Origin of the sequence: Marinifilum flexuosum (assembly GCF_003610555.1) — a bacterium.
GTDB classification, from domain to species: domain Bacteria; phylum Bacteroidota; class Bacteroidia; order Bacteroidales; family Marinifilaceae; genus Marinifilum; species Marinifilum flexuosum.
In genome coordinates this window covers 283,024-296,442 of record NZ_RAPQ01000008.1, presented here as the reverse complement: position 1 = coordinate 296,442, position 13,419 = coordinate 283,024, and the positions used below count along the sequence as shown (strand labels likewise).

The window sequence follows — 13,419 nt, the reverse complement described above, 5'->3', positions numbered from 1 at the left end:
TAATATTTAAACGGTTATGACAGTATTAAATTCAAAAATTCCAGCCGGACCATTAGCTGAAAAGTGGTCGAAACACAAAGCTGCTATTAAAGTAGTTAGTCCTGCGAATAAGAGAAAATTAGATATTATCGTTGTAGGTACCGGTTTGGCCGGGGGATCTGCTGCCGCTTCTTTGGCAGAGATGGGATACAACGTAAAAGCATTTTGCTACCAGGATTCAGGTCGTAGAGCTCACTCTATTGCTGCTCAGGGTGGTATTAACGCTGCTAAAAACTATCAGAACGATAATGACTCTATTTATCGTTTGTTCTATGATACAATTAAAGGTGGTGACTACCGTGCACGTGAGGCAAACGTATATCGTTTGGCTGAGGTAAGTGGTGACATCATCGACCAATGTGTTGCTCAAGGTGTACCATTTGCACGTGAGTATGGTGGAACTCTATCTAACCGTTCATTCGGTGGTGTATTGGTAAGCCGTACTTTCTATGCTCGTGGTCAAACCGGACAGCAGCTATTATTAGGTTGTTACGCTTCTATGAACCGCATGATCGGACAAGGTAAGATCGAAATGCACGAACGTAACGAAATGCTTGACATTGTTACTGTTGATGGAAAAGCTCGTGGTATCATCACTCGTAACCTGGTTACTGGTGAGGTTGAGCGTCACGGAGCTCACGCAGTTGTAATTGCAACTGGTGGTTATGGTAACGTATTCTTCCTTTCAACCAACGCTATGGGTTGTAACGGAGGTGCTGCATGGCAAGCTTACAAGAACGGTGCATTCTTTGGAAATCCATGTTTCGTACAGATTCACCCAACTTGTATTCCTGTTCACGGTGAGCAACAATCTAAGTTAACTTTGATGTCTGAATCACTTCGTAACGATGGTCGTGTTTGGACTCCAAAGAAAAAAGAAGATGCAATTAAATTGCAAAAAGGTGAAATGGGACCAAATGATATCGCTGATGAAGATCGTGATTTCTATTTGGAGAGAAGATACCCATCATACGGTAACTTAGTACCACGTGACGTTGCTTCTCGTGCTGCTAAAGAGCGTTGTGATGCTGGTTTCGGTGTTAACGCTGAAGGAAAAGCCGTTTACCTTGACTTTAAATATTCTATCGAAAGATTAGGACAGGATGTAATCGAAGCTCGTTATGGAAACTTATTCCAGATGTACGAAAAGATTACTGACGTAGATCCTTACAAAGAGCCAATGCAGATCTATCCTGCAATCCACTATTCAATGGGTGGAACATGGGTTGATTATAACTTGATGACTACTGTTCCTGGTTTATATGCAATTGGTGAAGCTAACTTCTCTGATCATGGTGGTAACCGTCTTGGTGCTTCTGCTTTGATGCAAGGTTTGGCTGATGGTTACTTCGTATTGCCATATACTATTGGTGATTACTTAGCTGACGAAATTCAGACTCCTCGTATCGATGTAAATCACCCTGAGTTTGATAAAAAAGAGAAAGCTGTTAACGAACGTCTACAAAGACTTTACAATGTTAAAGGTGATAAGTCGGTAGATTCTTTCCACAAGCGTTTAGGAAACATCATGTGGGATTATGTAGGTATGGCACGTAACGAGAAAGGTTTGAAATATGCTATCGAAGAGATTGCTAAAATCAAAGCTGATTTCTACAAAAACGTACGTATTCCTGGTGATTTCGATGCAATGAATATCGAATTGGAGAAAGCAGGTCGTGTAGCAGATTTCCTTGAATTGGGTGATTTGATGGCTCGTGATGCTTTGAATCGTAACGAATCTTGTGGTGGTCACTATCGTGAAGAATCAGTAACTGAGGAAGGCGAAGCAAAACGTGACGATGACAACTTCACTTATGTATCAGCTTGGGAGTACAAAGGAGAAAACCAAGAGCCTGTATTGCATAAGGAAGATTTAGTGTTTGAAACTGTAGAATTGACACAACGTTCATACAAGTAAACCATGGCAGATAAAGTAATTAAAGAATTAACTATAAAGGTTTGGCGTCAAAAAAACGCTAAAACTGCAGGTAAGTTTGAAACTTACAAAATCAATGATATTTCAGGAGGTACTTCTTTCCTTGAAATGTTGGACATTTTGAATGAGCAATTGATTAATGATGGACAAGAGCCTATCGCATTCGATCACGATTGTCGTGAGGGTATCTGCGGTATGTGTAGCTTGTTTATCAACGGACGTGCTCATGGACCAGATGATGACATTACAACTTGTCAGTTGCACATGCGTAAATTCAAAGAAGGCGAAACTATCACTATTGAGCCTTGGAGAGCAGGTGCTTTCCCTGTAATCAAAGACTTGATCGTTGATCGTACTGCTTTTGAAAAAGTATTGCAAGCTGGTGGTTACATCTCTGTAAATACTGGTGGTGTACCTGATGGTAATGCAATTCCAATCTCACAGGATGATGCAGAAGAAGCAATGGATGCTGCTGCTTGTATCGGATGTGGTGCTTGTGTTGCTACTTGTAAGAACTCTTCAGCTATGTTATTCGTTTCAGCAAAAGTTTCTCACTTGGCTAAATTGCCACAAGGACGTGTTGAAGCTTCTCGTCGTGCGAAGAACATGGTAGCTAAAATGGATGAGCTTGGTTTCGGTAACTGTACCAACACTGGTGCTTGTGAGGTAGAATGTCCTAAAGGAATTTCTATTGCAAACATCGCTCGTTTGAACCGTGAGTTCTTAGCAGCAAAAATCAAGGATTAATTAGACTGAAATCCAAATATAGTGAGCGCTATCCTTTAGGGTAGCGCTCTTTTTTTATAAATACTTATACTTTCTTATATCGAACTTTCCTAATGTAAAGATGAAGATAAAGATTGGCTCGGAACAGGTCTCAAAACTGATTTAACTCTAATGTAATCCTCATCCTTTATATGAATTGAAACCCGAACACGAAAAATCCCCTCGCATAAACCTCCCAGTTGTTTTGCGGCTTCTTTGGATAAATCAATAACCCGCCCTTTTACAAATGGACCTCTATCATTAATTAAGACGATTACAGAGCGTTTATTTTCCAGATTGACCACTTTTACCAAAGTTCCAAAAGGAAGGCTCTTATGAGCTGCGGTGTACTTCCATTGGTAAAATATCTCACCAGAACTGGTTTTTCTTCCTTCAAAATAGTCCGAATAGAAACTTGCTTTGCCTTCTTCAGAATAATTCTCTTTCTCCTGAGAATTTACAGAGGAGAAAATGAGATTCAGTAGTAAGCTTATACAAATTATCTTCATCCAAATTATTATTGTGATGGTGAAATAAAGATGCATAAAAAAATCCGACCTTTTGGCCGGATTTTAATCTATATTTTTTGCTGAAATTTATTCTCCAGCACCTTCACCCATGTTAATATCGTATGCTTCCTTTGCTACTCTGTCAACCAATTTGTTTACAAAGTACATATCGTGCATCGAGCTAAAAATCTCGTCAAGTTGTTCAAGAGTTTCCTCACCGATTAATTCTGATAGGATAACTTCCTCTTGAGTACCATCTTCATTTGTGAAAGTAATTTTGATGTCAAGTCCTCCTCTACAGAATGCATGATCTGATTCATCTTCTTCTCCCTCTCCTGTAGTTGTATCTTCATTATGAAGAACAGTAATTACAGCATCCTCTTCTAATTCACCATCACGGTATACCATGTATTCTTCACTTGAAGAATTCTTCACAATCTTGATATTACCAATTGTCAGAGCATATTCATATTCTGCATTTTCTTCACCATTAGCTGGAGTAAACGAAACCTCTTCCATGAATAATACTTCATCATCTTTCTTAAGATTGTAAGCAAACTCAATTTCTTCTCCAAATTCAAATTCGTGACCAACTGAATATCCGTTAGGGAATCCAAACTCCGATTCATAATCCCAACTCATACCAGCAGACATACTCATTGTCCAATCAACAAAAATACTTCCTGCAGCTTCTTCTTCAATTGTAATATCTGCATCTAATAAATAATCGAATTCAAAGCCTTCATTATTCATTACTGTTGAAGAATTATACTGAGAAGCGGTAACATTGAAATCATTATCCATTTCGCTTTCACCTTCCATTTCCTGATATAGCATCCAAGGTTTCTTAGCCTTTTCCTGAGGCAGGTTAATTACGAAAAATTCACTCTCTTCAGCTTTTTCAAATGCAAACTCTGTTCCCCACATTTTAGTGCTACTTCCTTCAGATTCGTTTGTTGGAAGTATATAGTTATATACTCCTTTTATATCTTCAAGAGTAATTGTTCGTGTAAACGAGAATCTATCATCAGATCCACCTTCAGTTCCTTCTTTTGTGCTTTCGCTCAAAGTAATTAGTTTATATCCTTCTGATGTAGAAATTTCTTCCACAGCAGTAGCTAATGATTGAGTTTCACTGGTCAAGTTTTGTTCTAATGTTTGATCTTGTCCTGGTGTTTTATCATCAGAACTTGAACAACTCCAAAGTGCAGCTGAAAAAGCCAACAACATTCCTACGGCAACAATGTTTCTTTTCATATTCTTAAATTTTAGTTGATAATCCTCCAAATGTGATTTCCCAATATTCTTTACATCCGGACTTGATTAAAATCTTGTTTAATTTCTCATCTTAAAACCTTTACAATTAAAATACCGAAATTGTATAGGTATACCCTACCAATTTGCAATTTCAATTAACACCCTGTAAACGTAGAAGTTATATTTTTTGTTACAAAAAGACCAAAAATGGTTTTAAACGGAAAAATCTATGAATTGTAGAAATTATTGGACAAGTTGTGTGGAATTGTTCCACAGTAATGAAACCAATAAAAAAACTACCCCAAAAATGAGGTAGTTATTTATTTAAAATCAAGTATCTAAATTAGATAATATTCAATTATTGAATCAGTAATTTTCGGGTACATACATTATTTTGATACATTATTTTTACAAGATACATACCTGGTGCCAGTGATTTATTAAATTGTTTCACCTTTTCGTAAATTCTTTCCTGATGGAACACCTGTCCATTAACATTACTAATAATAACAAGAACTCCACCTGTTGGATTTTCACCAAACGATAAGTTAAATGCACCTTTCGTTGGATTTGGATATAATAGGACTTGTTCAACAATTGGATTTAGATCATCCACTCCGGTAGTCAACTCAACATTGATTGTTGTTGTTACTTCTTCAGAATCAAATTCACCATCATTTACAACTAAAGTAAATGTAAAGTCTTTATTTTGATTCAATATTGGCGAAGTAAAAGTAGGTTGTGCCGAATTCACATCCGAAAGGGTAATTCCTTCAGGAGCTGTCCAATGATAAGTTAATTCATCATTTTCCGGATCTGTAGAATTACTCCCATCTAATGTTACCAATACATTTCCTGCCACCATTTGATCATCACCAACATTGGCAACAGGTGCTTCATTTACATCGATAACCTTAATACTTACATTTTGTTGTTCGCTGCTATACATTCCATCACTTACTGTAACTGATAAGATATGAGCCTGGTTTATTTCAAAATCTAAATTCTCATTGTTAGCAAGTGTGATTTCACCAGATGACGGATCAATCATGAAAATATTAGCCTCATTTCCATCCGTAATTGTCCATTGTGACAAACTTGTTTCAATATCTTTATCCGTAGCACTTAAAACACCAATGGCTGTATTTTCACTGGCATTTTCCTCGATATTAAACTCTTGATTTTCTGTCACAACAGGAGCATATTCATTAATATCCTTCAGATTAATAGTAATTGTTTCCTCAGCTCCAAAATCAGTACCATCCGATACTTTTACTTTAATTGTAAAACTCGCATTGGTTTCACAGTCAAAATCTGCAGGATCATTCACCAATAAATTACCATTGTCCTGGTCTATTTTGATTGCATTATTACCATTATTGTCAAAATCAAGCATGTTTGTGATCATCCAGTTCCTGTAAGTTGTTGGACTTACATCAGCATCGCTTACCAATATCTTACCAATGATCTCATTTTCTTCCGGATTTTCATCTAAAGAAAAGCTTTGATTTGTAGCAATAACCGGACGATTATCATTTAAATCCTTCAGGAGAATTTTAATTACTTCAGGTTCCGAAGTGTGTTCGCCATCACTTGTACTCACAGTAATTTCAAAAAACTCTACTTTTTCACGATCTAAAAGGCTACTATTATTGACGTATAAATATCCATCATCGGAATTCAATCTAAATGCATTCAATTCATTTCCACTAATAATCTTCCAGTTTGTCAGTTCTGCATCATGATCTTTATCTATTGCACTGATCACTGCAAACCCATTCCCATTATGAAGATTTTCATGAATTGTGAAACTTTGATTTGGTGTAATAGATGGAACATTATCATTTACATTCATCACATTAATTGAAATGTTTTGTGCTGTACTGATTTTTTCTCCATCACTAACCGTTAGTTGCAAGCTATAATTTGTTATTGCTTCATAATCGAGTTTGGTATTGTCAGCAATCGAAATCATACCGTTTGATTCTCCAATACTGAATATTCCATCTTCATTACCTCTGGTAATTTTCCAGTTTGATAATGTGGAACTGATATCTCCATCCGTAGCATTCACTGTACCAACAATGGTATTTTGCTTGCTGTTCTCATTAATATCGAAACGTTGTCCCTCTGAAATAATTGGTGCAAATTCATTCTGATCATCCAAAACAACAATCACTTTCTCGGGAACACTTGTATTCACTCCATCGCTAACTGTGAACATTAATTCAAACTTTTCAAATTGTTCCCTATCAATAGCACCTTCCTTATTGATTTTAATTTTACCTGTTGATGGTTCTAAAACAAAGGCAGAATTAATATTTCCATCATTACTGCTCCATGCAAATGTAAAATTAGAAGGATTTACATCTCCATCTGTAGCATCTATTGTAGCAACTACAACTCCTTGCTCAGAATTTTCTGCAATATGGTATACTTGTGCAGGAGTAATTACTGGCTGAACGTCATTTATATCATTTAAACTTATTATCAAGCTCTCAGCAGTACTGATATTCAATCCATCACTAACAGTCACTAAAAGTGTAAACGATGCTGTTTTCTCAAAATCCAAATTGGAATTATCAGCAATACTGATCTCTCCGGTTACAGCATCAATAGTAAAAATACTATCTTCATTACCATCGACAATTGTCCATTGCGAAAATGTGCTTTGTGCATCTGCATCTGTGGCTAAAACTATTCCAACTGCAGTATTGTTTGCTGAGTTTTCATCTACACCAAAATTTTGTCCTGCAGTAACAACAGGAATATTATCATTCAAGTCATTGATCTTAACTCTAATATTTTCAGCAAGACTGGTATTTATGCCATCACTAACTGTAATACTTAATGCATAGCTGGTAGTAGTTTCAAAATCCAAATTCGTATTGTCAGCAATACTGATTTCTCCGGAAGAAGCATTAAGCTCAAATATACCATCTGTGTTTCCAGCTGTAATTTTCCATGCAGAGAAACTTGTACCGGCGTCATTATCTGTTGCCATTACTGTTCCAATAATTGTATTATTAGCTTTGTTTTCATCTACATTGAAAGTTTGATTTGCCACTATAACTGGAATATTGTCATTCAAATCATTGATATCGATCCTGACATTCTCAGCCAGACTGGTATTCGAACCATCGCTTACTGTTATAGAAAGTGTATATGATTCCGTTTGTTCAAAATCAAGATTCGTATTGTCTGCAATACTGATTTCTCCGGATGCTGCATTAATCGCAAAAATGCCATCTGTATTCCCTCCGGTAATTGTCCAGTCTGTGTAATGAGTATTCAAATCAGCATCTGTTGCACTTACTGTTCCTACACTTGTTGAATTGGAAGCATTTTCGTCCACATTAAATGACTGTCCATTTGCAATTACAGGAGCATTATCGTTTTCATCATACATCTGAATCTGTACATTTTCCTCTGCACTCGTATGTAATCCATCACTTACTGTTAAAATTAGGTTATGACTCCCATCTCGTTCATAATCCAGGTAGGTATTATCAAAAACCGTAATTTCCCCTGAATTCTCATCAATTTTAAATATACCATCCTCATTTCCTGAAACTATAGTCCAATCAGTATAGAATTCATCATCACCAGTATCGGCATCAGAAACTGAAACCGTACCCACTTTGGTACCATTATCAACATTTTCAACTAAATTAAAGCCTTGACAACATGTTATTACTGGTGTAATATCATTGATTGGATTCACATCAATATTTATGGTTTCTGAGGCACTAATATTTGTTCCATCGCTTACCGTTAAGCTTAATGTATAACTGGTTGTGGTTTCATAATCCAGATTCGTATTGTCAGCAATACTGATTTCTCCGGAAGAAGCATTAAGCTCAAATATACCATCTGTGTTTCCAGCTGTAATTTTCCATGCAGAGAAACTTGTACCGGCGTCATTATCTGTTGCTATTACTGTTCCAATAATTGTATTATTAGCTTTGTTTTCATCTACATTGAAAGTTTGATTTGCAGTAACAACTGGAATATTGTCATTCAAATCATTGATATCGATCCTGACATTCTCAGCCAGACTGGTATTCGAACCATCACTTACTGTTATAGAAAGAGTATAAGATTCCGTTTGTTCAAAATCAAGATTCGTGTTGTCTGCAATACTGATTTCTCCGGATGTTGTATTAATCGCAAAAATGCCATCATCATTACCACTAACAATTAACCATTGCGAAAAAGAAGTTCCAGCATCTAAATCGGAAGCCAAAACTGTTCCAACAACTGCATTGTTATCTTTGTTTTCATCAACATCGAAAGTTTGACTTGCAGTAACAACTGGAATATTGTCATTCAAATCATTGATATCGATCCTAACATTTTCTGGCAAACTAGTATTTACGCCATCACTTACTGTTATAGAAAGTGCATATGATTCCGTTCGCTCAAAATCAAGATTCGTGTTGTCTGCAATACTAATTACTCCAGATGTCGTATTAATCGTAAAAATGCCATCATCATTGCCACCAACAATTAACCATTGTGAAAAAGAAGTTCCAGCATCTTCATCAGAAGCCAAAACTGTTCCAATAACTACATTATTATCTTTATTTTCATCAATATCGAAAGTTTGATTTGCGGTAATTATCGGTGTATGATCATCGTCCTTAATACTTACTGTGTGAGATTGAATTGTTCCCTGGGTTGCATTCGTTAAATTCACCATATCTACTATCACAGTTTCATCTGATTCATCCAGCATATCCATTGATATTGCAATCGTAATATCAGCCGATGTGCTTCCTGCTGCAAAATTTAGAGGGCTATTTTCAATGCTATAATCTATCCCTCCTCTAGATGCTGTACTTGTTTCATTTACTGAAAAATCTACACTTACATCTCTTCCACTTATTTCGGATAATTCTGCGGTAATTTGCATGGTTCCTGATTCATTTGAGCTTACCTGTGATTCAGTAGTAAAACTTACCGTTGGGGGATCATCATTATCTAAAATAGTGTATGTATGCGTTTGTTTTGTTCCTAAACTTGCATTATTTGGATTGGTTAAGATAACTTCAATCGTTTCATCTTCCTCGTCTAATGTATCATCAATGATATCTGAGATACTAATATTTTTACTGGTTTCGCCTTCTGCAAAACTTAATGTTCCATTGGCTAAAGTATAATCAGTACCAGATCCTGTAGCTGTACTTGTCCCCTGAACCACATAATCTACGCTAACAGGATAACCACTTGCTGCAGAAAGATTAACTTGTAGATCGGTACTGCTAATTGATTCTGATCTTTCTGAATTTTCAGTGTTAAAGCTAACAGTTGGGGCAAGATCATTATCAATTATATTTGCTGTAAAAGTAGAGGTTGCACCTTGAATTGCATTGGTAGGCTCTCCCATATTCACAATCACCGTTTCATCCGGTTCATCCAAATCATCATTGCTTACTGTTATCGTGATAGTATTGGATGTACTCCCTGCAATAATTTTAATCGGACTTCCTGTAATGGAATAATCCACACCACCACTAGTTGCCGAACTGCTACCATCCACAGAGAATGGTACGGTTACCTCTGCATAATTAATTACCTCTGACAATTGAACGGTGATTGTTATCGTTTCGGTTGCCTCACTAATGGTTTGGGCAATGTTTGTAAACGTAACCCTTGGGGTAGCCTTTACATTTAAGGTAACGGTAGCAGTATTACTGTAATCTGTTCCATCACTCGCTTCATAGGTAAAACTGGAACTAACTCCATCCGTATTCAGATACTTCAGGTACGCCCAATTTAGATGATCCCGGGAAACCAGTTGATTAACCACAACTGCTTCTCCATCATCGATTTTATTATTATTATCCGGGTCCAAAAACAAGGTTCCATTTCCAGGTAAAGATAATATACGAATGTTTTGTAAGTTATTGCCACCATCATCCTCATAATCAATGGCAATATTACCTATATTAGGATAAATATTACCCTTGTGAATATCAGTGAAGGTACGATTTTTAACGGTTGGAGGAGTATTGGTTGTAAAACTAACCTGGCTACCATATACCGTACCTGCATTGTTTGTGGCAAAGGCCCTGGCATAGTAGGTGGTTCCAGCTGTTAAGCCTGTAATTGAGGCTGTATAAGCACCCGTTGCTGAAGCCGCCCCCTTATCATCCTTACTGTCTGCAGTTGTAGGATTTTCCGAAGTACTCCAACATACACCATGAGCTGTAGGATTAGGAATCCCAAGATCATTAATGTTTCCATTTCCGGTTGCTGTTGTTGCGGTAATGGAAGAAACGGCCTGGGTTGTTACGGTTGGAAAAGCTATAATATTTAGTGTTGCAGTGTAGGTGGAAGCGCTGTAGGCTGTACCATCGTACACAGCAAATTCAAAGTAACTATTGATTCCTGTATCATTGTAATATTGCAGGTTCCCGTTGTCCAAATCAGCCTTGGTAACATTGTCTGCGTTCGCTAACTCTTCTCCAGCGTCATAATCATCGTCATTGTCTGCATCAACATACAAAATACCCTCATGAGGAACCAGATTTACTGCAATCTTGGTCATAATATCGCCATCAATGTCCGTAAAGCCAAAATCTGAAGTCGAAAAAACATAGGATGTTCCTTTGTAAATAGAGTTGGCAGTAAAATTGGCACCAGTTGGCTTATCATTAACTGCCACGACTGTAACAGTAGAATTAACTGAAAGTGCAGCAGTATCATCTCCACTGTTTGCAGTTCCACCACTATCTTTTATGCTTGTAATAATAACTGTACGATTTGCTGTATTTGGACTATTGCTATTGTTTTGATAGCTTATTGCATCTATAAGTGTTTGTAATGATAAAGTACTTAATGTACCACCACTAAAATTTACTGTTGTGATAGTTCCTGATACAGACACATTGTAACCAAGTGAATTGCCAGCAGTTGTGCCGGATGTGCCATTAGTAAGTACAATAGTAGTTCCATCTACATTTAATCTTTCATTTGATCCATTATTTACATTGCTTACGGTTATCGTTAAATCAGAGAATGTTTGTCCGCTCTCAACTGTAGATGCTGAGGTACTTTGGAATAGACTTACTGCGCTTTCTCCTTCGGTGAAGGTTGGATTTAGACCTGTACTAATTAGAACAGGTTCATCGTTTACAGCTATTATGCTTATAGTTCTGGTATCCGAAGAATTCGCAGCATTTTTATCGGTGGCATTTATTGTAATGGTTTTATTAGCAGTTCCGGGGTCATCAGATGTATTTCTGTATCGAAGCGATTGAAGTACCTCCTGAACATTTGCATTGGTAGCATCGGAATCAAAGACAATCGATAACATTGTACCACCTGTTACAACTCCACCACTGGCAGTTAAATCACCTATGTCAGTTCCATTGGCTAGTAAATTGGTTCCACTTATGGTAATTGCCGTACCATCTCCATCGGTATCACTAATACTAATTTCGTCTGCACTCTCAGAGTTTGCCGTTACCTGAACAGTCAAACCTCCTCCATCCCAATCGGCATCTCCATCCGAATCATTTACCGATGCTGTTGCATCAATTAATGTTGCAGCATTGTTTTCGGTGTAAAACAGCGTATTGTCATTGATTGAAATTGTAGGGGTAGTATTAGGTGATATTGGATCACCGTATTGAAAATTATCAAAATCCAAATCAATATTACCTCTTATTACAATTTTATCAACATTCCAAGCCGGACTTGCTGTAAATGTATTGCCTGTAGCAATGTTAAAATTTAATTGATTTCCAATTCTACTATCACCAAGCCAACCTTGTATATTGACCGTATCACTTCCAAAATATTTCTTTAACCATATTCCATGAAATGCAAACTCTCCTCCTCCTGATTTTGTTATTATAAGTTCTGTTACTGTTTTATTTCCGTATTCCACAGTCATACTGTTTGTTCCACCTTCTCCATTTCCTGCATAAAATGTGAAACCAGAGGTACCTACATCTCCAGCTCCCAAATCGAAAATAAATCCATCGTATGTCCATGGATGGGCTGGTTTAGCTCCTTCGCTAAGTCCCATATTCTCAAAATCAATAGTTGTTATTTGTGCGAATGTATTGCTAGTGCCAAAACACAACAATATTACCAAGCATAAAAACAACAATTTCCTAAGATGTTTATATTTTGCTCTATAGTAAAATTCCTTTTTCATATATATTCAGGTTTTCATTTATAAATTTTATTTAACTATATATTATTCAAAAAAAAAGATCAATAAGGGTATATTATTTCAAATAAATTTATAGATATTATCATAAATCAATGTAGTTCAGAAATTAACTTCTTGAAGGGAAAACTCCTTGCAAGCATATAATATAGTTCAAGGTTAAATATGGTGACATATTTGTATGAGGCTGACTACCTCCAGTATAACCTATAGTTACAAAGTTTTTGAATGGAGCCATATATGAATCTGCCGTTGCGTTAAACTCTTTTGGCCTTCCTGCATCATTCGCCAGATAGTTACCTGCAGGAGTATCTTCGTTTCCATCACCAGCATAACATGGAGTTTCTATTATAGACTGAGCAGAATGAGTATGCGAAGGTATTTGTAAATGAGTAAGGGTAACAGTTTCTGTTCCGCTTCTGCTCCCTAGCCAATGAGTTAATAACCCAGGACCTGTACCTGAGCTTACCGGAACTCTTCCTCTTAAATCCGGAAGAGCATAAGTTGTTCTTCCATCTCCACCATAAGCTGTACCTATAATACTGAAAAGAGCAGTGTTTGATGCTATTGCTAATAGTTGTCCGTTACAAAATGCCCAGTTTCTCGGAGCAAAATTACCTGCGAAAAGAATTACTTCACCTATTGTTCCTTCCATTTATCTGATGTTTAAATTATTTGGATTAGAGTGGTTTTGTATAGGCCTGCTATGTATTAACAGACCATGTTTA

General features: G+C 36.7%; 6 protein-coding genes. 2 read left to right on the top strand and 4 right to left on the bottom strand.

The genetic code is table 11. The features are described 5' to 3' along the window. Nucleotides 1–16: 16 nt before the first annotated feature. Nucleotides 17–1,957 carry a fumarate reductase/succinate dehydrogenase flavoprotein subunit gene (locus BXY64_RS01315; protein ID WP_120238187.1) on the top strand — a complete coding sequence of 647 codons (1,941 nt, stop codon included), beginning with the start codon at nucleotides 17–19 and terminating at the stop codon, nucleotides 1,955–1,957. A gap of 3 nt (nucleotides 1,958–1,960) precedes the next feature. After that, the gene (locus tag BXY64_RS01310; RefSeq protein ID WP_054715437.1) at nucleotides 1,961–2,722 is read left to right on the top strand and encodes a succinate dehydrogenase/fumarate reductase iron-sulfur subunit; all 762 of its coding nucleotides are present in this window, start codon (nucleotides 1,961–1,963) and stop codon (nucleotides 2,720–2,722) included. A gap of 89 nt (nucleotides 2,723–2,811) precedes the next feature. Here the strand turns inward: BXY64_RS01310 and BXY64_RS01305 are convergent, their stop codons facing one another. The 4 genes from BXY64_RS01305 to BXY64_RS01290 form a co-directional block, all read right to left on the bottom strand. Continuing rightward, nucleotides 2,812–3,249 (bottom strand): septal ring lytic transglycosylase RlpA family protein, encoded by a 438-nt coding sequence (locus tag BXY64_RS01305; RefSeq protein ID WP_120238186.1) that lies wholly within the window; start codon nucleotides 3,247–3,249, stop codon nucleotides 2,812–2,814. 87 nt (nucleotides 3,250–3,336) lie between these two features. After that, entirely contained in the window at nucleotides 3,337–4,506 is a 1,170-nt protein-coding gene (locus BXY64_RS01300; protein WP_120238185.1) for a hypothetical protein, read from the bottom strand. A 358-nt stretch (nucleotides 4,507–4,864) separates the two neighbouring features. Continuing rightward, nucleotides 4,865–12,676, bottom strand: coding sequence for a cadherin domain-containing protein (locus BXY64_RS01295; protein ID WP_120238184.1), 7,812 nt, complete (start codon nucleotides 12,674–12,676; stop codon nucleotides 4,865–4,867). A 124-nt stretch (nucleotides 12,677–12,800) separates the two neighbouring features. Continuing rightward, the gene (locus BXY64_RS01290; protein WP_120238183.1) at nucleotides 12,801–13,346 is read right to left on the bottom strand and encodes a phage tail protein; all 546 of its coding nucleotides are present in this window, start codon (nucleotides 13,344–13,346) and stop codon (nucleotides 12,801–12,803) included. Nucleotides 13,347–13,419 lie beyond the last annotated feature (73 nt).

What these genes read in the sequence shown, in the direction of transcription:
- BXY64_RS01315 (WP_120238187.1), top strand. Translation starts at nt 17, where the DNA reads ATGACAGTATTAAATTCAAAAATTCCAGCCGGACCATTAGCTGAAAAG.
- BXY64_RS01295 (WP_120238184.1), bottom strand. Translation starts at nt 12,676, where the DNA reads ATGAAAAAGGAATTTTACTATAGAGCAAAATATAAACATCTTAGGAAA.
- BXY64_RS01305 (WP_120238186.1), bottom strand. Translation starts at nt 3,249, where the DNA reads ATGAAGATAATTTGTATAAGCTTACTACTGAATCTCATTTTCTCCTCT.
- BXY64_RS01310 (WP_054715437.1), top strand. Translation starts at nt 1,961, where the DNA reads ATGGCAGATAAAGTAATTAAAGAATTAACTATAAAGGTTTGGCGTCAA.
- BXY64_RS01300 (WP_120238185.1), bottom strand. Translation starts at nt 4,506, where the DNA reads ATGAAAAGAAACATTGTTGCCGTAGGAATGTTGTTGGCTTTTTCAGCT.
- BXY64_RS01290 (WP_120238183.1), bottom strand. Translation starts at nt 13,346, where the DNA reads ATGGAAGGAACAATAGGTGAAGTAATTCTTTTCGCAGGTAATTTTGCT.